Genomic DNA, 23,958 nt, shown 5'->3' with positions numbered 1-23,958 from the left:
TCCGTAACAAGTAAGTATCTGCGGTTCTGAAAAAAGTCCCACCTACCCCACGGGCTCGCCCCGATGCGGGTATTTGGGGGGTATGGGACGGATTTTTCGCCCCGAAAAAGATCACCTGGAGCCGTTCCGCGACGCACCGGCCGGGCGTACTGTCTCCGTCACACCCACCCATCGCGGAAGTTACTTCGTCCATGACTGAAATAAATACAGGGGCACCAAGGGCGGCAAAGGGCGCCTCGGCCCTCGCCCCGCGGATCCTGGAGCTCGTGGCGTCGGGGCAGGCATCCTCGCGCGCCGAGCTCGCCGGGCTGCTCGGCGCCGCCGCCTCCACCGTGTCCCTCGCCGTGAGCCGGCTCGTCGAGCGCGGGCTCATCGCGGAGGAGGGCACCCAAGCGTCCACGGGCGGGCGGCCCCGCAAGGTGCTGCGGCTCGGCGGCGCCGACGAGTTCGCCGTCGCCGCCGACCTCGGCGGCCGGCACGCCCGCGTCGGCGTGGTGCTGCCCGGCGGCGGCCTCACCAACGTCTCGACCGTCCCGTTCGCCATCGCCGACGGTCCCGAGACGGCCCTGCCGCGGCTCGCCGAGACCCTGCAGGCACTGGCCGAAGAGCACGGCCCCGGCCGGCTGCGCGGCGTCGGGCTCTCGCTGCCGGGCCCGGTCGACGTCGCATCGGGTTCGGTCGTCATGCCGTCCCGGATGCCCGGCTGGAACCGCTTCCCGATCACCGCCTGGCTCCAGGAACGCTTCGGCGTCCCGGCCGCCGCCGACAACGACGCCAACTGCATGGCGGTCGGCGAGCACACCGTGCGGCCTGCCGAACACCGGCAGTCGATCATGGTGAAGATCGGCTCCGCGATCGGTGCCGGCGTCATCGCCGACGGCCGCCTCTTCCGGGGCGCCACCGGAGCCGCCGGCGAGATCACCCACATCCGCGTCGTCGGCGGCGACACTCCCTGCTCCTGCGGCAACACCGGCTGCCTGGAGACCGTGGCCTCCGGCGCCGCCCTCGTCCGGATCCTGCGCGAACGCGGCGCCCAGGTCAGCCGGCTGGAGGACGTGGTGCGGCTCGCAACCCATGGCGACCCGGAGGCCACCCGCGCCGTCCGCAAGGCCGGCGACTACCTGGGCCAGGTACTCGCCACCAACGTCAACTTCTTCAACCCCAACGCCGTCTACCTCGGCGGCATCGTCTCCACCCTGGAACCGTTCGTCGCCGCCGTGCGCAGCCAGCTCTACGAGAGCTGCCACCCACTGGTCACCGAGCACCTCACCATCGAACGCGTCAGCCTCAGCGCCGACGCCGGACTGGTGGGCGCCGGGCAGTTCGCCCTGCAGCGCGCCCTCGCCGACGCCCTGCGCGAGGTCGGCCGCACCGACCTGGCGTCCGACCGCCTCCCCGCCCCCGCCGCGCCAGGCCCCCGCTCCACCGTAGGAGAACAGCCGTGTCACGACCCCGCCCCGCCGACCGCCCGGTGATCGCGATAGCCGGACTCGGCATCGAGTCCTCCACCTTCTCGCCCGCCCGCACCCAGGCTTCCGCCTTCCACCCCTCGCGCGGGGACGAGGTCCTCGAGCGCTACCCCTTCCTCGCGCCCGGCCGGGAACTGCGCAAGGCCGCCGAGTGGCACGGCGCCCTCGTCGGCAAATCGCTGCCGGGCGGGACCGTCACGGCCGCCGCCTGGAAGGAGCTGACCGGTGAGCTGATCGAACGGCTCGCCGCCCTGCCAGAGCTGGACGGCCTCTGGTACGACATCCACGGCGCCATGACCGTCGAGGGCGTCGACGACGCCGAGGCAGTGCTGCTGGAACGCATCCGGGCCACGATCGGCCCCGACGTGATCGTCTCCACCTCCATGGACCTGCACGGCAACGTCTCCCGCGAACTCGCCCACCGCAGCGACCTGATCACCTGCTACCGGATGGCGCCCCACGAGGACCACATGGACACCAAGGAGCGGGCCGTCCGCAACCTGGTGGACCTGCTGGCCTCCGGCGCGCCCCGTCCGGTCAAGGCGTGGGTGCCGGTGCCGGTGCTGCTGGCCGGCGAGCAGACCTCCACACGTGTCGAACCCGCCAGGAGCGTGTACGCCGCCGTCGACGAGGTCGAGGCCGCCGACGGCGTCACCGACGCCGCGATCTGGGTCGGCTACGCCTGGGCCGACGAGCCCCGCAACCGCGCCGCCGTCGTCGTCACCGGCCCGGACGAGAACGCCGTCGCGGCCGGCGCCGAACGGCTCGCCCGCGGCTTCTGGGACGCCCGCCACGACTTCGACTTCGTCGCCCCCACCGGCACCTTCGACGGCATCCTGGACGAGGCGCTCGCCTCCGACCAGCGCCCCTACTTCGTCAGCGACACCGGTGACAACCCGACCGCCGGCGGCGCCGGCGACGTCACGTGGGGTCTGACCCGGCTGCTGGAGCGCCCGGAGTTCCACAAGAGCGACGGCCCGACGGTGATCTACGCCTCCGTGCCGGGGCCGGATGCAGTCGACACCGCCGTCGCGGCGGGCGTCGGCGCGACCGTCACCGTCACCGCCGGCGCCGAGGTCGACGCCCGCCACGCCGGCCCCGTCACCCTCACCGGCGTGGTGCACGCGGTTCGGCACGGCGACCGCGACGCCGGGACCGAGGTCGTCGTCCGGGTCGGCAGCGTCTACGCGATCCTCACACGGCTGCGCAAGCCTTACCACCACGAGCGGGACTTCACCGACCTCGGCCTCGACCCGCGCCGCGCCGACATCGTGATCGTGAAGATCGGCTACTTGGAGCCCGAACTCTCCGAGATGTCGGTCGGCTGGAAGATGGCGCTCACCCCCGGCGGCGTCGACCAGGACCTGGTGCGTCTGGGCCATCACCGCATCCGCCGCCCGATGTTCCCCTTCGACCGCGGCATGGCCGACCCCGACCTGACGGCCCGCCTCATCCCTGCCTCCGACCAGCCGCTGACGGGAAACGACGAGTGACCGCTCGCCCCGCCCTGGAGATCGCCGTCACCTCGCCGGCCGGCGCCCGCACCGCCCGCGAGCACGGCGCCGACCGTGTCGAGCTGTGCACCGGCCTGGAGCTGGGCGGCCTCACCCCGTCCGCGGCGCTGGTCGAGGCCGCCGCCGAAGCAGGGCCGCCGGTACAGGTGTTGGTCAGGTGCCGACCGGGCGACTTCGTGTACGACGCGGAGGAGGTCGCGCTGATGGCCGCCGAGGTGCGGTCCGCCATCGCCTCCGGGGCGGCCGGGGTAGTGATCGGTGCGCTCACCGCCGACGGCAGCCTCGACGTCCGCGCAAGCGCCGCACTCGCCGAGGCCGCCCACGCCGCGGGCCGACCGGTGGAGGTCACCCTGCACCGCGCCGTCGACCAAGCCGCCGACCCGGTCGCCGCCGCCGCGCTCCTCCCCGGGCTCGGCCTCACCCGGGTCCTCACCTCGGGCGGCGCCGCAACGGCGGCCGAGGGCGCCGGGCAGATCGCCGCGATGGCCGCCGCCGCTCCCGGCGTGGAGGTGATGGCCGGCGGCGGAGTGCGCCCCTCCACCATCGCGGAACTGGTCGCCGCAGGCGCTGCCGCCGTCCACCTCTCCGCCAAAACCCGGGCTGCGCCCCGGCGCGGCGGCGGCTGGGTACCGCTCGGAACCGGAGGCGCCTCGGCCGAGCAGGACACCCACTTCGTCACCGACCCCGCTGTCGTCGCCGAGGCCCGGCGGGTGCTGGACGCGGCGGGCTGACCCCGGCCCGCCGCGCACGGCGGCGGGTGCCCCACCGCCGTGGACGCCCGGACCGCCGGGCCGCCGGGCCGCCGGGCCGCCGGGCAGGACTGTGCCGTCTCCCCCGGCCGGGGGCGCGAGCCTGACGACTCGGCCGGCGATTGAGGTTGGGGGTGCTGGGTCGTGGGTTCGGCTGATGGGTGATCAGCAGGTGTCTAGTCCCGCGAGCACCAGTTCGGTGCTGTGCCCGGGTCGGGTGGTTCGCTGGGCGGGCGCGGTCGGAGACCAGGCCCGCGATGGCGCGGTGTGCGCCCGCACCGCGTCTCCGTACACCCTGTCCGGGCCCGCCTCAGCGGAGCCCTCGCCTTGAAACCTTGGCCGGTGCCTAATGGCCGTCGCCCGACGCTGAGGGCACAGCTAGACCGGGCGGCTTTGGCCGCGCATTACGTCGACCAGCCCGGGACCGATCATCCGGCCCCCGTACGCGATACCCCAGGCGATCAGGGACGTCGCTCCGATCAGGGGAGTCGCCGCCGCCTCCGGCAAGTCCAGAGTCAGAGCCCCGGCAGTGACGCCGACCACGGCCGTCGCCATGAACACTGCCCGGAGCCATTCCCGGCTCACCACCGGCTCGACGCCCTCGAGGTCTTCGAGATCCAGCAGCTCCAAGGTGCGGCCCTCCGCATATCGTTCGCTGATCTTCAGCAACATGGCGCTCGTGTCTTCGAGGACCTTCTTGGTGTCGGCGTCGCGGTCCTGCCTGCCTTCCATGGCTCGGAGGGCGCCGACCACCCGCCCGGCGTGCTCGGCAAGTTCATGCCGACGCGCAGACCTCACTCTCCCGTGCCGAGTTCGCCAAGCAGCATGCACCACGCGTTCCGCAGGCTTCAGACTGACTCGCGGCGCGTTCCGTACGTCGCTGGATTCCAGTTGTCTGTACGTCTGACCTACATTCCCGCAGACGGCCAGGAGCACCACCACTGGCCGCCAGCGACCCAGCTCACGGACCAGGTCGGTCCCGGCTCGGGACATGCGCGGTTCCTGAGCGTGGCGCCTTCGCTCCTCGGCGAAGTTGAAGTACCGGAGGGTGGGCACCAGCGCACAGGCGATCACGGTGAACATCACCAGCAGCACCATCGCCGCAGCTGTGGTGACGGTGCGCCCGGGGTGTGCCCACGGATCGGTCACCGCCGCGGCGACGGCCTTCCCTCCCCATACGACAGCGTCCCGCCCAGGGACCCACAACGCCGCAAGCGTGCCCTCTTCGGACCCGCAGTCTCTGTTGTGATCGTCTTTGGAACCCGTTTCCCAGCACTCCGGCACTGACCACGGGAATCTTCCCGAAGGGTGCGTGAGGGTGGTCACGATGGCGCCGACGTTGAACAGCAGTATCAAGAGAACTGTCAGCTTGACCATATGCCACAGGACCACCAAGGGGGCGTAGGTACACCAAGTCTTGACAGCCTCGACCACACGGTGCCATTCCCTTCCAGACCCGTCGGGAGCCTTGGAGCCCAGGTGTACCACGGCGTTCGCCACACGCCGCTCCGCCCGTCTGGTGGCCCATGCTCGCCAGCATCTGCTCACCGGCTCGAATTTCTCCCTTGCCCATCTACGTATCCGATGGCCGAAGAACCACCAGGCAGCGACACACAGGCCGAGGGCAAGCACCAAGATGAGCACCTGGACAGTTAACCCGGCCAGGGAAATGAGTAAGTATTTGAGTAGCTTCATTCGCAACATTTGAATAGCACGGACGACTTGAGTAGCACCGACACCAACGGCTCGGTCGGCGGTTGAGGTTGGGGGTGCTGGATTGTGGGTTCGGCTGATGGGTGATCAGCAGGTGTCTTGTCGGGCGAGCACCAGTTCTGCGCCCGGGCGGGGTGGTTCGCTGGGCGGGCGCGGTCAGAGACCAGGCCCGCGATGACGCGGTGTGCCTCAGCGTAGCTTCACGGCGTGCTGTATAGCGCTGAAGTCGCCGCCATTGGCGCATCTCGGCGTTAGCGCGCTCGACCTGACGCTGGCGCTGATCGAGGACGACCACGGGCCGACCCTCGCCCGCGCCGTCGCCCGCGAACTCGTCATTCATCTGCGCCGACCGGCCGGCCGACCAGGCGCAGATCTCCATGTTCCTGGCCGCTCCACCGCAGAGGACCGGCTGGTGCGGGACCTCGTGGGCCATCCTCGTGGGCCATATCGCCGGCCATCTTGCCGACGACCTCACGCCCGCTGCCTTGGCCGCCCGGGCAGGAGTCCGCCCTCGGCACTTGACCCGCCTGTTCACCGCGCACCTCGGCACCACGCCCGCCCGAGCCGTGCGCGTGGCGCGCACGGAAGCGGCGGCACACCCGGTGCGGTCCAGCGGACTGTCCATGACGGCGATCGCCCGCCGCTGCGGGTTCGGGTCGCGGAGACGCTCCTCAGCCTCCACGGTGGTACATCCGCATTACTCACGCATTCCCGGTGGCTTTCCCACACGATTCGCCTCACGCGGCCACGCGATGTGCTTTACGCGGTCCCACCTGATGAACGAGCCGGTCAAAATCACGTGTTTCCCATGAGGCACGTTTCCGGCCCGACTGATAGCTGAACGCAACAAGACCGGCTGCCGGACGCCTCGCCATGACGACGCACTACCCTGCGTGAGGACCAGCCGTTGCACCGATGACCTACGCACCTACGCACCTACGCACCTACGCAAGGAGCCCACATGTCCGTCCACGACGTGAAGATCGACGCGCTCACCGGCGGCCCGGCGAACCTCGCCCAGTACCGCGGCAAGGCCGTCCTCATCGTCAACGTCGCCTCGCGGTGCGGCCTGACCCCGCAGTACGCGGCCCTGGAGAAGCTCCACGAGCAGTACGCCCCGCGCGGGTTCACCGTCCTGGGCGTCCCGTGCAACCAGTTCATGGGCCAGGAACCGGGCACCGCCGAGGAGATCGCCGAGTTCTGCTCGACCACCTACGGGGTGACCTTTCCGCTGACCGAGAAGATCGACGTCAACGGCGAACACCGGCACCCCCTCTACACCGCGCTCGTCGACACCCCGGACGCGGAGGGCCACTCCGGCGATATCCGGTGGAACTTCGAGAAGTTCCTCATCGCTCCCGACGGCACCGTCGCCGCCCGGTTCGCCCCGCAGACGGAACCCGACGCGGCCGAAGTGACCACCGCCGTCGAAGCCGCACTGCCTGCCTGACGATGCTCCGGGGCGCTCCCTCTCGTCAGTGGTGAAAGCTGGTGGCCTGCTGCTCGGTGCGCATGAACGGTCCCGGCTGGCCGCACAGTTCGGGCAGCAGCCGACTGGCCGGAACACATGTACGCGGAGGGACAGGCTGTAGTCCAGTCACCTGACACGAATTGGGTTTGGTCAAGCATGAACATCCTGATACACGTGCTCCCGGGCATCGCCGTGCTCACCTGTTCGGCCGTATACGGAGCCGATCTGTTCGCGGCCATCGTTCTTCGGTCTGCGCTGTCCGAAGTCGATGATCGGACGCTCACCACCACGATGGGCCACGTTCACCGGTACGGCGACCAGCGGCTGCCTGTCCCATTCGTCCTCAGCGTCGTCACAAGCGTCCTCAGTGCGGGAGCGGCGCTGGTGGCCGGGCGCACGGCGGTCGCGTTGGCAAGCATGCTCGCGGTGGCGGCCCTCCTCTGCTGGATCAGCATCTACCTCCGAGTCAGCGCACCGATCAATCGTGCACTTATCGCCGCGGTCGCCGGGAAAGCGGCATTGCCCAACGCCCGTGCCCTGCAAAGGCGCTGGGACCGAGTGGTTCCGCTCCGCCTCTCCCTACAGGCGATCGCCGTTGCCTCGTTGTGCACCGCGCTCGCCCTGGCCTGAAGAACTCCTATCAAAATGACATGGTCGCCGGTAGGAGCGCCGGACGCGGAAAACGCGGCAGGCACGTCGAGGAATAGTTCGTCGTCCCCGGGCTGGGCCGACGGAGCCAGTAGAGGCGGCAGGAGGGCGGCGATGGCGTCCCAGTCGATGGTGAAGTTCTCACCCGCCTGGCGCTTGTCGTGCAAGTCCGGTGCGGCATTGCACAGTTCCCGAAGCTCGGCAAATGTTCGGATGACTCCGTCAGTACAACGGGTGCGGATGAGCGGGTTGAGGTCGAGGCCGTGCGTGAGTACCCCACGCTGAGCCACCCAGAGGCACACTTGCTCGCCAATACCAGTAGTTAGGTGCGTGCCGCCGTACTGGTCTTCCAGGGCGGCGCGGCTCTCGACTGGGTCAGCGGACAGATGGCCCATGTCGTAGGAGAGGAGTTTGGTGTCTCCTCGTAAACGAACTCGAACAGATAGTAGCTACGCGCCTGCGGATCAAGCTCCTCCCTCCAGGCTTCCGCAGAGCCGTTGGCGCCCAGTGCGTGATCGGGCGCGGGCACGGTGAGGTCGTCCGCCTTCTCCCGGCTCACTTCATTGTGTGGAGCGATCAACGCTGGTCTCCTATCCACCAGTGATCAGGAAACCGCGCATCCTAGACATCCTTAACTCAACGTGTTCCGAAGACGTCGCCAGCAGATCAGTGTGCATCCGAGGATGATTGGAGGCTTCGTGTATGTAGTCGCGTATCTCCCCAGCGGATCCGCAGACTGCGGAACCGCCTGAACGAGTGGGATCAGCTGGGTGACGTCGCTGCGGTTGCCGCCGGTCAGGGTGGCGGCGAGCGGGATGCCGGCGGCATCGGTGATCAGGTGATGCTTGCTGCCGGTTCTGCCCCCGTCAACTGGGCTTCGGCCGGTCTTGGAGCCACTATTAACGCCCAGATGTGGGAGCCGTCGACGGCCGCCGAGAGAAGTCCAGGGCGTTCGCGTTGCGGAGTTTGGCGAGCAGGACCTCATGCAGCCGGGGGCACACCCCGGCCTCGGTCCATTCGGCCAGCCGCCGCCCGCAGGTCGTGCCGGGCCCGACGCTCGGCCTTGGGCAGCAGTGGCTCGATCTCCGCCCACAACTCGTCTTCGCCGCGACGGGGAGTTCGACGTGGCCCCTCAGAGCTGACCACCGGTGAAGGGGTCCACGTTCGACGGCTCAGCCTGAAGCGCACAGCCGAGCCCCGACCTACACTCCGTCAGGGGCCGGGGCTCAGTGCTCTCTGGACTCGATCAGAACGGCACGCCGCAGCGCAGGGATCACGTTCGCGTACGGCGTGGCCTCCCCCGGTGCGCACCACCAGCCGGGCCCCCAGCACACGCTCCTTGAGTTCCTCGTGCGGTACCAGGTCCAGGCCCTGGAACCGTCCGGACAGGAACTCTGCGATACGCAGGTTCTCCCGCACCTCGCACGCGACCGACGCCCCTTCGATCTTCAGCTCACCCAGCAGTTCAGCTCACCCAGCAGCGCATCGACCACTGCCGTGAACCATGGTTCGCCAGCTACCAGCGGCACCGCCTTGGGCCTGCCGCACCCGTACGGGATCGGCAAACCCAAGTCGCACACGACACTTGATCGGTGTGCCCTCCCCAGCTCCTACGCGCGCCAGCGCAAGTGGGCTCCCGACTGCTTCATTTCGCCCCGATCTCTTCAGCGCGCCGTGTGCTAGTGCTTTGACCGGGAAGGTTCGCCGGGGCCGGACAGGCGGAACTTGGTGCGGACGCCGCTGCTGGCGGATAGCTTCATGGTCACGGTGAAGGGATTCGTGATCATGGCAGAACGTGCGGTTCCGTCCCGCGTGGTAGCCGCGGAGCGTGTCGCTGTCGAAGCGGGATTCACGAAGAGTTGCATCCCGGAAGTGGGCAGGCTGCTCGGCCTGGCCGCTGCCTCGAAGCCTCAAGGGGTCATCGCGGAGAGCGGCACCGGCTCGGGAGTGGGCACTGCCTGGCTGCACAGTGGCCTCGGCGCCGGTGCCCGCCTGGTCACCGTGGAGCCTGACCAGGAGCTGGCCCGTGGAGCGGCCGGTGTCTTCGCGGACGACGACCGTGTCAACGTCCTCACCGGGGACTGGCGGCTACTTGAGCAGCACGCCCCCTTCGACGTCTTCTTCTGCGATGGCGGAGGCAAGCGTGACGACCCCGAGGGGGTCGTCGAGCTGCTTGCTCCCGGTGGCCTTCTCATCCTGGACGACTTCACCCCCTCGCCCCATTGGCCGCCTCGTTTCGGCGGCGAAGTGGATGAGCTCCGCCTGTTCTACCTCACTCATCCATCCCTGGACGCCACCGAAGTACTCACAACACCAGCCAGCTCAGCAGTTGTTGCGGCACGCCGCCTCCACCCAGGAAGGCCGGACGTCACCGCCCATCCACCCGCCGCAACCGCCAACCCGGCGAACATTCCCCAGCACTAGCCATCCATGGAGTGATTCGGCTGGGGCAGTTCGCACTCGTCATTTCCGTGAACGTGGCGCCACGCCGAGCTTCGGATGCCACCTGATGGTGTATTGACCGTCTGCTCTTCCTCGTAGATCAGTTCTCATCGATGTTTGCGTGGCGAATGTCGCTGGGTGTCAGCATTGTTAGTGGAGAATCTCGCCGGGTGCATAGATGGAGTCGTCGGCTCTACGCCCGCGTGCAGGTGAAGTCTGTTCGGTTCCTCCCATCGCCATCGATATGGACGATGTGCAACGCACCCTTGGCGTACCGGACTCTCAGCTCGTCGATGTCGGGGGAGACGCCACCGTAGATCTTCCAGATAAGCCGCGACGACTCTGCTTCGACGATCTTTCCAGGAACATCCAGTGCGGCCCATTTCCTCATGACGCCCGGTTCACCAGGACGCCAGGGGCCCTTGAGGGTCAGCCTAGTGCCCTGGAGAGCCCACTGGCCGTTCCACTCCCGGGCGGCGTTCGGCCAGGCGCCATGCTCACCCGGCTCGACGGTCCAATTACTCGCTGTGATCTTGACCAGGAAAGTAGACGGAACCCCTCCGCGCCAAACAGCGTCGACCCGCCACTTGCCCCGGACAAAGGCGCTCACCGCCTGCCCGACAGGGCCGGTACTCCCCCCGGAATCAGAGCCGTTGCCACACGCGGCAAGAACCGAAGATCCCATGCCGACTGCTAAGTACCGCAACGCGGTACGCCGGCCCACAACCCGCGTCACGGCCCACGCCTGACGAAGACCCGCCATGCGGTTCACCACTACCCATCCCCCAACGTGTCGACGGCCATGCCCCAGGGGCCTCCCATCCGACCGCGTGGGCCAGGGCACCCGACCTCATCCGCAACGACGCGAGAATCTCACGAGCGCGCCCCAACGACAATCGCACTGAGCGCCAACCTCCTCGACGTTCTTGGGACGACCCACCCCGTCCTCAAGGCCGAAGCGTGCGTGCGCGCCCAGCATCATCGCTCCAGCGATCGCTTCAGGCGCCGATTGCGATAACGAACGTGGCACGAGGGCCCTGAGAGAGCCAGCCACCGCCCCGCACGCGCCCCTGCCCTCGCACCACGACCAGCAGCCGCCCCCAAGCGCACCCCGCGCTCCAGGCGGAGTCGGTAAGGCGCAGCATCGACCCCGCCGGTGCGCGATGCCCAGGCAGCACACCTGCGGTTTCAGAGCCGCACGTATCGCGAGATCGCCGACGAGTTGGTTCTGCTTGTGCGGCCCTGTCCACGACGCTGATACCCGCGCCCCGCACGCCGGGCAGTACCTGTCTGAAGCATTATCGGTAGGAATGGCTGTCATGGCCTGCGCGGTATACCGGTGGAACCCTCGACTTCGTCACGGAGACAAGCCAGGGCCAGGCGTATCACGGGTGGGCCAGTGCTTCGCCGGGATGGATGGTCAGGTATCCACGAGCGTGCGCGGTCGGCTCTGGCGGACGGCCTTGCCCGTCGGCCAGAGGGGCGGAATCCTGGCTTTCCGTCGGCACGGTCTCGATAGCGGCACGTGGGTACCCCCTCAAACACGGACGAGGAGTTGGCGTGTGTGGGGATTCAAACGCCTTGTGAAAAAAGGGCATTGGGGCGGAGGGCCCGTGCTGCTTCTGGCCGCAGTGCTCGCGGGCTGCGGAAACGGTGGCGTGCAGTCCGAAGGCTCGACCGGTTCGGCGTCCGGCGCGGCGACCACGGGTTCGGACAACGGCAAGGACCGGCCCGGCCCCACGAGTTCGACACAGGCGACTCAACCCCGCAAGTATGTCGCCATGGCCGTGGAAGGCAGGCTTTACGCCATGCTTGCATTCCAGGCCCACCCCGAGGGTGGTCAGGTGATCGGGAAGTACACGCTGGTGAGCTTCTCCGACTCGGGCAGTAAGTACATCCGGGAGAAGAAGGACTTCAACGGGCGTGGCTCGGACGGCACGTTCGAGTTCGACGGCCTGTCCGACTATGGGGTCGTCAGGGGTACCCTCTCCGGAGATCGAACCCGGCTGACGTTCGACAGCACCTTCAGCGTGAAGAAGCAGTGGACGATCATCTCCTCAACGGACGTGTTCGAGTCAACCGTCAAGAAGTACGCCAAGCGGTTCGACTCCTGTTCCAAGAAGCAGGAGTACAACCCCTGTGAGAACGTGGCTTGAAGGCCAACATCGGCCGGCCTCCACCCCCAGGGGCGGAGGCCGGTTCTTCTTTTGGATCAGCTAGTGCCGCGTCAGGCAACGTTTGCCCGGTCCTGCCGCCTGCGGGCGCGCGTGGCACCCGACTGAAGCGGACATCGGCGCGGGCAAAGGTGCGAGGGGGCCTCCACTCGCGCGTGGGGACTCACCCGTTACTACGCTGTTGGCGCATGGATCCGATCTTCCAGCTTCCGCCCACTTCCCCGCTGGCCACGGCTGTTACCGAGGATTGGGATCTGCTCCCGCTGCGCGTCCCAGCCGGTTGGAACGTCATCTACAACACCCTGGGGGCCCGACGTCTGCCGGATGGAAGGGTCAAGGCCTACGACTCCGAGGACCTGTATTGGGCACGTACCGCACCACAGCCGTGGCTGACCGCACAGGAGGTGGCGGAGGAAGGCGGCCTGCGGGCTCGGGAGATCAACATAGACGCCGGCTGGTACGACGGCGCCGGTTTCCGCGTCGTCGTCCTCGACCCTGACTGGGACCATGAGCGGGCCTCCTACACCACTCCCGACCTCGACGAGTTCGTCGGCACCCTGGAGGGGTGGATGCGGATGATCACTCAGGAAGGGAAGCTCCCCAAGTCGTGAACCTGTCCTCGGAGGAATCTCCTGGCGCCGCGTCCCGCCGCGTTTCGCTACTCCAGATCGTGCGGCGGTGCGGTTTTGACCTCAGGGCCGGTCGCACCAGGAGACCGCAGCGATCCGCCAGCCATCCGGGGTGAGTACGAACTGCATCGTCTTCGTCCCGCCGCCCTCGAAGGGCACGCTGTCGAGGATCCCGGATTTCCGGTATTCGCTGAACCGCGATGCGATGGCGCCGACGGTCTCGGTGCGCTCCGCAGCCTCCCACTCGTTGAAGTTCACCAGTCGGCCCCCGGCCAGCAGTTGTTGGCGTGGCTCGATGAATTCCTCCACTGTGTACACCGTGAACTCCGGCCCTGCCTTGATGAGGACGCCCCCAGGCACTACCAGTCGGCGAACCCGATCCACATCTGCGGCCTTGCCGCCCCTGTTGTCGAACGCACTGAAGAACTCGGCGGCGACGCCGTCGATCTCGGCCTTGGACATGCTGGGACCGTAGCACCGGCACCTGTTCACCCTTGCGCGATGTGTGCGGCTCTCCTGAGTGACGGTCGTATTCAGGCGGTCAGGTCGTATTCGGCCTGGTCCGGGGGCGGGGTGGAGGCATTCGTGTTCGCGGGCGAGGTGGTGGGCACCCGCTCCCGCTTCCACGACGTGACCACCGGCTCGATCAACGCCCACTGCTCATCCGCTGAGTCGCTCGGGTAGGGGCTTCGCTGCTCCATGCCTCGCATCTCGGCATGAATACTGATCAGTTGGGCCGTACGACGGCCAGTATCACGAAGCGAGCGATCACGGAACCGAGAGGGAGGGGACGGAACGCCCTTTCAGAGGGGTGTTGCGGCGCGGAAGGCGCTGGGGCTCACGCCCCGATGGCGTTTGAAGGCGGCGCTGAAGCCGAAGGCATCGGCGTAGCCGACGGACTTGGCGATCTGGGCGATGGAGGAGTCGGTGTCGGACAGGAGTGCCTCGGCCTCGTCCATACGGCATTCGGTGAGGTAGGTCAGCGGCGGGCGGCCCATCACCTCGGTGAAGCGTTTGGCGAACAGGGCTCGGGAGACGCCGGATTCGGTGGCGAGCGCCTCGACCGTCCAACCCTTGGAGGGCCGGGCGTGGAAGGCTTCGAGTGCGGGGGCGAGGATCGGGTCTGCCAGGCCGCGATACCACTCGGGGGCTTCCGAGCCCGCCCGGTCGAACCAGGTACGCAGCGTGCACACCAGGGCCCAGTCCAGCAGTCGGTCCATCAGAGCCTGGGAGCCGGCCGAGCGCAGGGCGGCGTCGGCGGCGGCCGTCTCCAGCCAGGCGCAGACCTCTGTGCCCTCGTTGATCACGAGTACGGGCGGCAACGCGCGGAGCAGTCGTTCATGGCGATGGCCCGAGGCACGGTAGGCGCCCACGATCAGTGCGGTTGCTCCGTTCGGTTCGTTGCCCCAGCGGATGCCGCCGAGGTCTTTGGCAGTGCATTCGGCATCCGCTGTGAAGCACGCGATTTCGTACTCGACGTGTGGGCGGTCGAGGGTGGCCGGCTGGTCCACCAGGTGAAAGATGTCGGGGCAGCGCACGATGGCCGTGTCACCGACGCCGACCGCCTGTTCGGTTCCGTCGGGCAGCAGCAGGATGCCACCGCCCCGCAGCACGCTGACCATCGTGAGCGGGGCGCCGTCGGCGAAGCGGATGGTCCAGGGCGCTTCCAGTACGGCGTGGCTGACGACCGAGCCCTCGGCCCGGATGCCACTGAGCAGCGCACTCAAAGGGTCCACGGATGCCATCGTAGACGAACTCCTATGCAGCGGAGCGTTTCCTCCATGGATCATCTAATTGATCAGGGGTGTACTGGACTGGTCGAACTGACCGAGACCAGCCAGGAGAAACCGTGTCGCACCGCAGCAGCGCTGCCAGGACCGCCCTTGTGGTCACCGCACACCATCGGGCCGATTCCCTCACCGCGCACACCGCCCGCCGTACCGCCGCGCGACTCGAGACCGCCGGATACCGCGTCGACCTGCTCGACCTGCACGCCGAAGGGTTCGACCCGCGGATGAACGTGGCGGACCAGCCGGACTGGGGCAACCGGGAGAAGCCGTACTCGGACGAAGTCCAGGCCCATATGCAGCGTGTTCTCGACGCCGACGTCGTCGTTGCCGTGTTCCCCGTGTACTGGCAGAGCGTGCCCGCCCTTCTCAAGGGCTGGATCGATCGCGTTTGGAACTACGGATTCGCCTACGGCCGCAGCAAGCCCCGCCTGGCGGGCAAGCGCATGCTGTGGCTGGGGCTGGCCGGCGCCACGTCCGACGACCCCATCACAGAGGGAATGCAGGCCGTGCTGGAGACCAACCTGAGCGAGGGCATCGCCTATTACTGCGGATTTTCCTACTCCTCCGTCGCCCTGCTCCCCGACGCCGAGGAGCGCCCGCAGCGCATCGATGCCGAGGGCAATCTACTGGTCGGCGACGCGGTTGCGGGAGCCGAGCGCGAGGCGCACTATGCCGAGTTCGACCGCCGCGCGCGAAAGGCCGTGGAAGGGTTCCTTACGGCGGAACTGGTGGCAGCCTGAGGAACGACGGCAGGCTCCCGCACTCCTCCCGCACTGCCAGGTGCTGCTCAGATCCAACGTGATCGACACGACGGCCCGCATCGACGAAGCGGTGATGCGGGCCGGACGGGGCTCTCTACCAGAAACGGACTCAACGGCCTCTGAACCCCGACGAGCTGGTAAATGTCGATCCCGAACAGAGCCTTCCGGTGCACAGCACAGCCGGGCCCGCGACCAGGCCCAACTCGCTGCCGAGACACGAACGTTCTTCCTCCACCGCCAACGCCAGCAACACCTCGTCCGCGGCTACTTCGGCGGACCACACGTCCGCTACATCCTCGAACCGAACCCTTTGAGTTTCGGATCAATAGCGGGTTCCGAAGCGTGCAGCCCCTGTCCGGCCGACCGCGTCCTCGACCGCAAAGCTGGCCGCCGCCCACCGCCGCGCCACACGGTGCGCACGGACTGGGTGCCCCGCCCTGAACGCCCTTCGGCCGGGGTCCCTCTCTACCCCGCCCTGCACCGGCTGGCGCCCCGGCACACGACGACGACCGAGCATCTGGGACGCGCCATGATCGCCGCCGTAGGACTCGACGGCCGCGGCCCCCACATCCTCCACAGCCCAGACATCAACCGCCTCGGCACCCCTACCTCCACGGGCGCAGCCCCTGAGGGGTGACGTTCTGCCGATCTTCGACGACCTCATACACCCGGCGCCGGTGCGGCCATCAACACCCTCAGCGGGGTCACCCCGCACGACTAGGTTCACTGTCATAGAAGCCGCTCACAGGTCAGGACATCCGGTAGCCCAGTTTCTGACCGGTCACGGATGCAGCGATGAGTTTTCGCGGTCTGGAAAGTCTCACCACCATGTCGACAACAGAGGAGGAGCACGTGGCTCAGCTGCTGAGAGTCCAGAACTTCAACGTCTCGAGTGACGGCATCGGTGCCGGTGAGGACCAGAGCCTTGAGAGCCCGTTCGGTCACGCCGTCGACCCGGCGAGGCTGTTCGCCTGGGCCGGTGCCACGGCGAGTTGGCCCATGCGCACCGATCCCGGGGGGAGCCGGGGCCTCGACGACTACTTCACGCGGGACTACGCGCACAACATCGGTGCCGAGATCATGGGCCGCAACAAGTTCGGGCCCCAGCGCGGGCCCTGGAATGACCACGAGTGGCGCGGCTGGTGGGGTGACGAGCCTCCGTTCCGGACCCCGGTGTTCGTCATGACTCACCACAAGCGTCCTTCATTCACCCTCTCCGACACCCCGTTCCACTTCGTCGACGACGACCCGGCCACGGTCCTGGAGCAGGCGCGGGAGGCGGCGCACGGCAAGGACGTCCGGCTCGGCGGCGGGGTCACCACCATCCGGGAGTTCTTGGACGCCGACCTCGTCGACACCATGCACGTGGCGGTCTCGCCGGTGCAGCTCGGGTCCGGACTACGGCTCTGGAAGTCACCCGATGAGCTGCTCGACCGGTTCCACCTGGAGGTCGTGCCCAGCCCGAGTGGCGTGACGCACCACCTGTTCTGGCGAAAGTGACCGGTCCTCTGGACTGACCCCGGCTGGTTGTTGTGCCTCCCGGGGCTGCCCTGAGGCGGGCCATCGAGTACGCCTCGGGCGGTCAGCCAGCCTTGGAGGGTTCCTCTGCTCGTGCCCGGGTGGTGGCGAGCCGGAAGGAGTCGGTGCCGGTCTCGATGATCCCCGCCAGGCCCCGGCCCAGGCCGCCGAGGAGCAGGTAGGTATCGCCAGGGAGCAGTTTCGGCGTTCTGCGGCCAGCCAGTGGCACCCGCGCCCACCTGCGCAGACGCGGCATCAAGGCCGTCGTCCCGCAGAAGAAGGGTTCCCAGGGTGGGCGGCCCGTCAGCCACGACGCCGAGCTCTACAAGGAAAGGATCAGCGTCGAGCGTCTGATCATCGAGCTCAAGGCTGGCGCGGCATCGCCACCCGCTATGACAAGGCCCCCCGACAGCTACCTCGCCGGGCTCTACCTCCGTGCCTCGATGCTCTGGACCAAGGACCTCGCCCGGGCGGCTCAAGGATCAGGACTCGGCTGTTACTCCGCCGGTGACCAGGGAGCGGAGCGCAAGTGCTCGACGCTGCGCCGGTCACGGCCCTCCGGAGGTCCACCAGCCGCCTTGCCCACCGCGACCATGGAGACGATCACCCAGCCCGGGTTCGGGTCCAGCTCCTTGGTGAGCCCTTCCAGGTCGAAGGCCCGGAATTGGTGCGCGGCCAGCCCCATGGCCTGAGCCTGAACAGTCATATGGGCGATGGCCTGGCCGAGGTCGTAGTCCGCAAACTCGGAGTAGAGCAACTGCGTGTCATCGACGTGCCGGCGCGTCAGCGTGACCACGAGCAGGCCCGCATCCGTCGCCCAGCGAGCCGAGCTCGGTGCAAGGTGAGGGAGCACCCGGTCACGCTCCGGCTCACCGGGCCTGCCGATGAAAAAGCCCCACGGCTGGGAGTTCCCCGCTGACGGTGCCCACCGCGCGGCTTCCAGCAGCAGCCCGAGGGCGTGGTCGTCGACAACCGCCGACGGATCGAACCGGTAGGGGCTGAAGCGCCCGGCAAGCAGTGGGTGTATGCCGCTGGGCGGCTCCTGAGGATGGTGCACGTTCCGCTGCAACCGGCGACCGCGAGTGCGTATTCCGGCCGGTGAGAGCGCAGGCACCGTCCACGCTGGACGATCTACCAGAACGAAGACCAACGAGGAGGAAACCCACACACTGATCACGCCTACACACTGATCACGCCTCGAAACGCGCCCTGGCCGGGCCCGCTCGGACCGCTCGAAGGCGACGGCTCACTGTAGGTCAGGAACCTGGCACTGAGGCAGGAGAGGGGTGGCCCGCTCTGTTGTCCAGGGGCCGCAGCTCCGTGGCACGTGACGGTTCATCAGGTAACCCTGCGTGGATGACCTCAAGGCGCCCGGTGATCTTCCCGGTGTCGTCGAGGACGGCGAAGCAAAAGCCCAGCCCCCGACTGCCGCCGCGCAAGGTCCGGGAGAAGACGGGAACGATGAAGCGGTCCTCGGCCAACGGTACGGGGCGGCCCAGCATGGAGTGGTGCCACAACGGACCGGAGGCGCCGATCGGCGTGGAGAGGAAGTTCACTCAGCGACGGCCGCGGCCGGTGGTCCAACCCCACCGGCGCTCCCCGGTAGGCCACGTGCGGCCGCAGGTCGACGTCGGTCTGGTGTTCCGGGGCGGCTTCGAGTGCGGCGATCGCTTCGAGGGTGGGCTTGTCATCGGCGCTGAGCGGTCCGTCCGCGACGGAGACGATGTTCTCGATGCTGCTGCCGTAGCGCTGCACGCCGTACTCGGTGGTCACGCACAGCAGCCGTCCCTCCGGCGTGACGCTGATCGACGTAGCGAACGGATCGCCCGGTCCGTGTCCTCAAATGCACGTCACCCGGGCATGGCGTAGCGAGCGACGATGCGGGACAGGTCCGGGGCGATGAGTGTGGTGCAGTCCGGCTTCGCGCTGACGGCGAGTGCGCCGTCGGGGAGCACGGCCAGGGTCAGGTCTTCCTCCCCGGCGATCGACGGGCCGGAGGTGGTCGGCCAGGCGGTGCAGTAGGCCGTCGACTGCGGCTGTCCGTCAGGTGTGTAGCGGGTGAGGATCCGATAGGCGAAGTTCGCCTCCGTCGGGTCGCGCACGTTCTCCTCGTCGTGGCGGGGGTAGTAGCGGCGCACCTCATACAGGGCGTATATCTCCCCGGTCGGCGCGGCGTTGACGTCATGCGTGGTGAGTGCCCAGCCGTCACTGGCGGCAAGGTCGATGCGGTGGTGGTCGACGAGCGTGGCGGGCATTGGCAGTACCAGGGTGCTGAGCATGCTGCACATTGTCGCGGTGGCCACTGACATGGCCCGGTGCTGTCAAAGCTCGCGAACGTTGCCCGACGGCGGTTCGGGGTGCCTCCCAAACTCAGGTTCTGGCTCAGCTTCTGTGATGCAGCCACGCTGAGTGACCGGGTCGGCTCGGGAGTGACCAATCCCGGTGTCGAGAACGAACCGCTCGCCTTGGCGCTCCGTGAGCATGGTCGCGAAGGTCTGGATGTGCTTGGTGAGGGCATCGATCTCGGGGTAGTTGGCCCGGACGTTCTTCAGGTGGAGGTGTTCGGTTTCGGTGAGGGTTTCCGGGCGGCGAAGGATCCATCTGGCGACACCCGGGGCGAGGGCGGCCGCGCCATCACGGGCCGCGGCGAGGTGCACTTCCGGCGGAGGTAGGCGCGAACGCGCTGGTAGCTGCCCTGATAGCCGAGCGGGACGATCTCTTCCCACAGTTTCCAGGCATTCGTGCCACCCTCATTCCAGCGGTCATCGAGGGAGGTCTTGTACTCGTCGAGGACCGAGGCTCGGGCCTGCCGCTGACCGGTGAAGAGGTCTTCCGGCTTGGCGGCGTCCGCGTAGCGTTTGACTGTTCGGCTCGTCACTCCAGAAGAGCCGCACCCAGCTCCTTTCCTTCCGCACCTTGCTCATTGGCGGTCCAACCCGCGCGCAGTTCGCGGGCCACACGGTCGCCGGGTACCGGCGAAAGGCGGGCACGTGATCCGGCAGGATGGCCGCATGCCCCACACCCCGATACGCCCCGCACAGCCCTTCGACGAGAAGTGGATCACCCAGGCCCTCAGCGGTTTCATCGAAGGTGCCGGACACTGGATGCCTGGCACGCTCGCCGCGTTCACCGAGGTCGGCGGCTACTTGACTGGGAGCGGCGAGGAGGCGCCCGCGCGGTACCGGGGTTGGAACTGGTACCGGTTCATCGGCCGGTGCGGCGCCGTGGCCCTGCGGGCGAGCTCCTTCCACGTGCAGGACCATCTGCGCGCGGTCCAGCTGGCGATGCTGGACGTATGGGCAGAAACTCCCTTTGCCGACCCGGAGGTTCGCGCCCGGATGCGTACGGGCGTCCTCGAACTCGCCGACAAGGACACGCATGCCGCTCGGACCCACGACGGTGCGGTGGTCGCTCTGCACGGGATCGGCGCCGGCCGGGACGGGCAGCGTTTCGTCGAGTTGCGCACCGGCTCCGCGCAGCCGCCGGCACCCGGTCGGATCACGGCCACCGAGCCGGTGCCTGCAGCCGGTTGGGACACACCTGGCCGGCTGCGGCGCCTCGTGCACCTCGTACGAGAGAAGGGGCCCGCGCCCTGGGACCGCGCGGCGGCCGCGGTGCTCGCCGAGCGGACCGGGCTGAGCCGGGCCGGTGCCGCGCTGCTGCTCGCCGGAATGCCCGATGTGAAGTACGGGTACCGGGGCCTCAATGCCGAGGCGCGCAAGGTGATGGGGCTCAAGCAGTCCGAAGCCGAGGCCGGTGAGCGGGAGTTGGGGAGCCTGCGGGTGGCCGAGCGCCTCGATCTGCTGGCCGACGTGCTGCCCGCGGACCCCGGGCAGCTGTGGCAGGAGGGCGGGCAGCTGGCGCTCGCCGAGCGGGTCGCCGAAGCCTGGCGCAGGCAACAGGGCGTACGCCCCGCCGTGCCGGAGTCGACGCTCGCCGTCGCCGCCGAGCACATCGATGTGCGGATGGCCCCGGCAGCCGTGTGCGCCGTGTTCGCCGATCCCGCGCGCGAGCCGCGGCTGACCCGCGACCCGGACACCCGGCTGCGGGTGAACAGCATCAGCGGCGGCGGCTGGGAGGGCGACGAGGGTTTCCTTTTCAGGGAGCTGCTCGCCGTGGTCTGCGACGCCGTCGACTGGGTGTACGCCGAGCTTCCCGAAGGAGATCCCGTACGCCAAGGTGTCCCCGCGACCGTACGGCTGCTGCGGGAACGCCTGGCCCACCCGGGGTTGCTGCTCTCCGCCCGCGGCCGCAGCCTGCGCGGCCGAACCGTGGCGGAACTGCTGCCGGACTTCCCCGGCGCCCTGCCCTACTTGGACGCCGCAGAGCCGCTTGACCATCCCACACTCGACGACGGCCTGGTCGTCGTGTCCGAGGCAGGGTTCGACCGGCGCGGTGAGCGCGAGGCGCCCGGTGTGTACTTCCGGCCCGGCCGCTACGGGGCCGACGAGCGCTCGCGGCGCTTGGAGGCCGTGGTCGACGAGGAGGACTCGCATCTGGCGCTGGTCCGCCGACTGCGCGGTCCCGAGTTCGAGCGGATCGTGCAGCGCATCACCGAGGGGTCGCTGCCGCCGGGCGGCTACGAGACCGATCCGCGGCTGTCCGCACCAAAGGTGCTCGAGGAGGCGGTCGCCGCCACCGGTCTGGATACGGACGCCGCCACGTTGTATCTGCAGCTGCTGGCCCTGCCCGTGCCCACCGACCGCCGTATCCGCCGCTTCAACCAGTGGACTCTCGGGCACCACAAGGCCGTTGCGGCCGGACTCGTCGAGGCCGGTCTGGTGGTCGCCGACCGCAGGGCCCGGGCCGGGCGGGGGGTGTTCCTGCCCGGCGACTGGGCGGGCGGGGACAAGTTCTACCCTCCGATGGAGACCTGGAAGGCCGGGCTGCTCGGGGTCCGGGTCATCGGGCGCAAGGTCTACTCCCGGCCCGTCGCCGGGCCCCTTCCCGAACTCTTCGCCCGGGCCTGGCGGACGCGTCCCCACTGAGCGTGGCGGCACGTTCCGCAGGTTGCGCCGGGTTCTGGATCAGTTTCTGTGGTCGATCACGCTCTGTGCTCGCATCACGCCAGAAGCACGCGTTTCCGGAGGAGCGCGAAACCAGCTCGCCCGTACACCTGACGCTTGATCATTTTGATTCGGTTGACATGACCTTCGACGATCCCCGAGTTCCAGGGCAGGGTGAGGCCCGCGATGACGGCGTCGAGATCACGTTCGAGGCCGTTGATGAAGGTGTGCATGCTGGGCAAGTCGTCGGCGTGAACCGCCGCCATCCATTCGATGAGTCGGTCACCCTGGAGCTGAGTGAGCATCTGGGCGAAGGAACGGACGTGGCTGGTCAGGGCGTCTAGTTCAGGGCAGTGCACCAGGACGGACTTGAGTTTGAGCCGGTCGGTCTCCGGGAGGGCATCGGGGTGAGTGAGGATCCACCTGGCGACCGTCCGTGGTGTGGGCGGGCGAGTGTCCGCCGACGCGGACCTGCGCAAAGGGAGAAGGCACGCGCGCACGGTTCCGTATCCGCCGGCGTATCCGTGAGCCTTGATCTCCTCCCAGAGCGTCCATGCGTTCGTGCAGCCCTCGGCCCACCGTTCATGCAGGTAGGGCTTGAAGTCGTCGAGCTTCGTAGCCCGGTTCTGCCACTGCCCTTGAAAGAGGTCTTCCGGGGCGGCGGCGTCAGCGAGACGTTTGACCGTCCGGTGGGTCATGTGGAGCTGGCGGCCGATGGCTCGCCTGCTGTGCCCCTCGGCCAGCAGCGCGTGGACGACTGCATGTTTCTCACGTGTGCGGTCGGCGAACCGGTGCCCTGTTGGCCACGGTGACCTGCCCGTCCCGTCGGCTGGCTGAGGAGCCTTGGCGGCCTCCTGACGTGGCAGGGTGAACGGTGACCGCAGGCAGGTCCGATGCCGCGACACGCATCGTTCGGCGGCTTCGCTGAGGTTGTGCCATAGGTGAAAGCGATCGGCGACCTGGGGAGCCGTCGGCGCCCCAGTGCGGGCTTCTTCGGCGAAGAACGGGGCCCGGTCGCGGCAGATCACCTCAATGCCCGGACGTTCGCTGAGCCACGCTGCGAGCGTTGGCGCTTCGCGGTCCGGCAGCAGATCCACGGGACGGCCGGTCTCGACGTCGACCAGCACCGTCCCATAGCCCCTGCCCTTGCGCATCGTGTACTCATCGACGCCAACTACCCGCGGAGCCCGTGGCGGCGGCTCCGGGAGGCCGTCAACCAGCCGCAGCACCGTGCTGCGGCTGCCCGAGATTCCGAAGACGTCCGCGATGCGGGCGCCAGCCCGGCCGGCGAGAGCCAGGCCCACCTCAGCCAGGGCCGACCGCAGTTGTTCCGTCCACCGGCTGTGCCGACGTGTCAGCCCCGGGACCTGCTCGGCGAACGTCCGCCGGTCGCACGAAGCGTCCGCGCAGGCGAACCGACGGACACGCAGGCACAGCACCACACGGCGCCCCGCGCTCGGTAGATCAGCAGGAAACCGCTGGTAGGAGCCGTGCACCCGGCTTGACCAGGCACCGCAGCCCGGACACAGGGCCCCGGCCGTCCGGCATCTGACTCCAATCCGAATCACCTCGCCGTCTTCATCCGCCGACACCACGGCAACCTCTGGCGCCGACAGGAACAGCAACTCCTCCAGGCGGAGCAGGATCTCGTTCACGGCGCAGAACTGTCAGCCACGACAGAGCTGCCCACGACTGTTTTCGGGCGACATCATGAGAGCCAGAACCAAGATCAATCATCACGCAGAGTTGTCGCACCACAGAAACTGATCCAGAACCCAAACTCGTGAACAACTGACGTCACGACTCGGTTCTGGCTCAACTTCCCTGGACGCAACCTCATCTCCCGAGCGATCCGCGCGGACATCGCCACAGCGTTCCGGTCCGGCGGGGGGCTTGCTTGCCAGGGATACATGGTGCGCATGGTCGGGCGGTTGGCGGCGGTTCACCTGGCGGGCGGACGGGGGCCGATGGGTACCGGATTTCCGTGTCGTCGATCAGCATTCTCGAACTGCTCGCCATGGTTCGGGAATTCCGAACCCCCGATCCGGGTGCGTGCTCCATCGCGGGGCTGACC

Annotated in this window: 22 protein-coding genes and 3 pseudogenes; 13 read left to right on the top strand and 12 right to left on the bottom strand. The window is 68.3% G+C overall.

Annotated elements, in window-relative coordinates; genetic code table 11:
• The first annotated feature begins 191 nt into the window (after nt 1-191).
• Genes ACTWP9_RS21275 through ACTWP9_RS21265 form a run of 3 tightly spaced genes read left to right on the top strand, consistent with a single transcriptional unit; the run spans nt 192 to nt 3,714 of the window.
• The gene (locus ACTWP9_RS21275) at nt 192-1,475 is read left to right on the top strand and encodes an ROK family protein (RefSeq protein WP_443247812.1); all 1,284 of its coding nucleotides are present in this window, start codon (nt 192-194) and stop codon (nt 1,473-1,475) included.
• Nucleotides 1,442-2,962 (top strand): M81 family metallopeptidase, encoded by a 1,521-nt coding sequence (locus tag ACTWP9_RS21270; protein WP_443247811.1) that lies wholly within the window; start codon nt 1,442-1,444, stop codon nt 2,960-2,962. The genes ACTWP9_RS21275 and ACTWP9_RS21270 overlap by 34 nt, the downstream gene beginning before the upstream one ends.
• Nucleotides 2,959-3,714, top strand: a complete 756-nt coding sequence (locus ACTWP9_RS21265; protein WP_443247810.1) for a copper homeostasis protein CutC — start codon at nt 2,959-2,961, stop codon at nt 3,712-3,714. Before ACTWP9_RS21270 ends, ACTWP9_RS21265 begins: the two co-directional genes overlap by 4 nt.
• A 396-nt stretch (nt 3,715-4,110) precedes the next feature.
• Here the strand turns inward: ACTWP9_RS21265 and ACTWP9_RS21260 are convergent, their stop codons facing one another.
• Nucleotides 4,111-5,427, bottom strand: a complete 1,317-nt coding sequence (locus ACTWP9_RS21260; RefSeq protein WP_443247809.1) for a hypothetical protein — start codon at nt 5,425-5,427, stop codon at nt 4,111-4,113.
• Nucleotides 5,428-5,698: 271 nt separating this feature from the next.
• Between ACTWP9_RS21260 and ACTWP9_RS21255 the strand changes: the two are divergent.
• The 3 genes and pseudogenes from ACTWP9_RS21255 to ACTWP9_RS21245 all read left to right on the top strand — a co-directional run.
• A pseudogene (locus ACTWP9_RS21255) lies at nt 5,699-6,257 on the top strand (helix-turn-helix domain-containing protein); the annotation flags it as partial.
• A gap of 149 nt (nt 6,258-6,406) precedes the next feature.
• The gene (locus ACTWP9_RS21250) at nt 6,407-6,895 is read left to right on the top strand and encodes a glutathione peroxidase (RefSeq protein ID WP_443247808.1); all 489 of its coding nucleotides are present in this window, start codon (nt 6,407-6,409) and stop codon (nt 6,893-6,895) included.
• Between the two features lie 177 nt (nt 6,896-7,072).
• Nucleotides 7,073-7,546: a DUF1772 domain-containing protein gene (locus ACTWP9_RS21245; protein ID WP_443247807.1), complete on the top strand. Its 474-nt coding sequence runs from the start codon at nt 7,073-7,075 to the stop codon at nt 7,544-7,546.
• A 340-nt stretch (nt 7,547-7,886) separates the two neighbouring features.
• Here the strand turns inward: ACTWP9_RS21245 and ACTWP9_RS21240 are convergent, their stop codons facing one another.
• Together ACTWP9_RS21240 and ACTWP9_RS21235 are read right to left on the bottom strand one after the other, a co-directional pair.
• A complete protein-coding gene (locus ACTWP9_RS21240; RefSeq protein ID WP_443247806.1) occupies nt 7,887-8,144 on the bottom strand; it encodes a hypothetical protein in 258 nt (85 codons plus the stop codon).
• A 135-nt stretch (nt 8,145-8,279) separates the two neighbouring features.
• A pseudogene (locus tag ACTWP9_RS21235) lies at nt 8,280-8,610 on the bottom strand (transposase); the annotation flags it as partial.
• 733 nt (nt 8,611-9,343) lie between these two features.
• Here ACTWP9_RS21235 and ACTWP9_RS21230 point away from each other — a divergent pair.
• The gene (locus ACTWP9_RS21230) at nt 9,344-9,988 is read left to right on the top strand and encodes an O-methyltransferase (RefSeq protein WP_443247900.1); all 645 of its coding nucleotides are present in this window, start codon (nt 9,344-9,346) and stop codon (nt 9,986-9,988) included.
• 211 nt (nt 9,989-10,199) lie between these two features.
• Here the strand turns inward: ACTWP9_RS21230 and ACTWP9_RS21225 are convergent, their stop codons facing one another.
• Nucleotides 10,200-10,691 carry a hypothetical protein gene (locus tag ACTWP9_RS21225; RefSeq protein WP_443247805.1) on the bottom strand — a complete coding sequence of 164 codons (492 nt, stop codon included), beginning with the start codon at nt 10,689-10,691 and terminating at the stop codon, nt 10,200-10,202.
• 1,096 nt (nt 10,692-11,787) lie between these two features.
• On the opposite strand from ACTWP9_RS21225, the gene ACTWP9_RS21220 reads away from it, so the two are divergent.
• Both ACTWP9_RS21220 and ACTWP9_RS21215 read left to right on the top strand, forming a co-directional pair.
• A complete protein-coding gene (locus tag ACTWP9_RS21220; RefSeq protein WP_443247804.1) occupies nt 11,788-12,162 on the top strand; it encodes a hypothetical protein in 375 nt (124 codons plus the stop codon).
• A 206-nt stretch (nt 12,163-12,368) separates the two neighbouring features.
• Complete coding sequence (locus tag ACTWP9_RS21215; RefSeq protein ID WP_443247803.1) at nt 12,369-12,791, top strand: hypothetical protein; 423 nt, start codon at nt 12,369-12,371, stop codon at nt 12,789-12,791.
• A gap of 81 nt (nt 12,792-12,872) precedes the next feature.
• Here ACTWP9_RS21215 and ACTWP9_RS21210 read toward each other — a convergent pair whose 3' ends face one another.
• From ACTWP9_RS21210 to ACTWP9_RS21200, 3 genes are all read right to left on the bottom strand, one after another.
• Nucleotides 12,873-13,271 carry a DUF4440 domain-containing protein gene (locus ACTWP9_RS21210; protein WP_443247802.1) on the bottom strand — a complete coding sequence of 133 codons (399 nt, stop codon included), beginning with the start codon at nt 13,269-13,271 and terminating at the stop codon, nt 12,873-12,875.
• Between the two features lie 71 nt (nt 13,272-13,342).
• Entirely contained in the window at nt 13,343-13,510 is a 168-nt protein-coding gene (locus ACTWP9_RS21205) for a hypothetical protein (RefSeq protein ID WP_443247908.1), read from the bottom strand.
• 102 nt (nt 13,511-13,612) lie between these two features.
• Entirely contained in the window at nt 13,613-14,545 is a 933-nt protein-coding gene (locus ACTWP9_RS21200) for an AraC family transcriptional regulator (protein ID WP_443247801.1), read from the bottom strand.
• A gap of 113 nt (nt 14,546-14,658) precedes the next feature.
• On the opposite strand from ACTWP9_RS21200, the gene ACTWP9_RS21195 reads away from it, so the two are divergent.
• Together ACTWP9_RS21195 and ACTWP9_RS21190 are read left to right on the top strand one after the other, a co-directional pair.
• Nucleotides 14,659-15,339 carry an NAD(P)H oxidoreductase gene (locus ACTWP9_RS21195; RefSeq protein ID WP_443247800.1) on the top strand — a complete coding sequence of 227 codons (681 nt, stop codon included), beginning with the start codon at nt 14,659-14,661 and terminating at the stop codon, nt 15,337-15,339.
• 873 nt (nt 15,340-16,212) lie between these two features.
• Entirely contained in the window at nt 16,213-16,860 is a 648-nt protein-coding gene (locus tag ACTWP9_RS21190; protein WP_443247899.1) for a dihydrofolate reductase family protein, read from the top strand.
• A gap of 82 nt (nt 16,861-16,942) precedes the next feature.
• Here the strand turns inward: ACTWP9_RS21190 and ACTWP9_RS21185 are convergent, their stop codons facing one another.
• On the bottom strand, nt 16,943-17,107 hold the full coding sequence (locus tag ACTWP9_RS21185) for a hypothetical protein (protein ID WP_443247799.1): 165 nt from the start codon (nt 17,105-17,107) through the stop codon (nt 16,943-16,945).
• On the opposite strand from ACTWP9_RS21185, the pseudogene ACTWP9_RS21180 reads away from it, so the two are divergent.
• Nucleotides 17,103-17,357, top strand: a pseudogene (locus ACTWP9_RS21180) (IS5/IS1182 family transposase); the annotation flags it as partial. The gene ACTWP9_RS21185 and the pseudogene ACTWP9_RS21180 sit on opposite strands and share 5 nt — an antisense overlap.
• Nucleotides 17,358-17,374: 17 nt before the next feature.
• Here the strand turns inward: ACTWP9_RS21180 and ACTWP9_RS21175 are convergent.
• From ACTWP9_RS21175 to ACTWP9_RS21165, 3 genes are all read right to left on the bottom strand, one after another.
• Nucleotides 17,375-17,935, bottom strand: a complete 561-nt coding sequence (locus tag ACTWP9_RS21175) for a nitroreductase family protein (RefSeq protein ID WP_443247798.1) — start codon at nt 17,933-17,935, stop codon at nt 17,375-17,377.
• Nucleotides 17,936-18,728: 793 nt separating this feature from the next.
• Nucleotides 18,729-19,157: a hypothetical protein gene (locus tag ACTWP9_RS21170; RefSeq protein WP_443247797.1), complete on the bottom strand. Its 429-nt coding sequence runs from the start codon at nt 19,155-19,157 to the stop codon at nt 18,729-18,731.
• A gap of 269 nt (nt 19,158-19,426) precedes the next feature.
• Complete coding sequence (locus ACTWP9_RS21165) at nt 19,427-19,756, bottom strand: hypothetical protein (protein WP_443247796.1); 330 nt, start codon at nt 19,754-19,756, stop codon at nt 19,427-19,429.
• 133 nt (nt 19,757-19,889) lie between these two features.
• On the opposite strand from ACTWP9_RS21165, the gene ACTWP9_RS21160 reads away from it, so the two are divergent.
• The gene (locus ACTWP9_RS21160) at nt 19,890-21,866 is read left to right on the top strand and encodes a hypothetical protein (protein WP_443247795.1); all 1,977 of its coding nucleotides are present in this window, start codon (nt 19,890-19,892) and stop codon (nt 21,864-21,866) included.
• Nucleotides 21,867-21,940: 74 nt separating this feature from the next.
• Here the strand turns inward: ACTWP9_RS21160 and ACTWP9_RS21155 are convergent, their stop codons facing one another.
• A complete protein-coding gene (locus ACTWP9_RS21155) occupies nt 21,941-23,539 on the bottom strand; it encodes an ISL3 family transposase (protein ID WP_443247794.1) in 1,599 nt (532 codons plus the stop codon).
• Nucleotides 23,540-23,958: the final 419 nt, after the last annotated feature.

Origin of the sequence: Streptomyces sp. 3N207 (assembly GCF_052246355.1) — a bacterium.
GTDB lineage: Bacteria > Actinomycetota > Actinomycetes > Streptomycetales > Streptomycetaceae > Streptomyces.
The sequence above is the reverse complement of the archived record's forward strand: the minus strand, read 5'-3'. Positions and strand labels throughout refer to the sequence as shown.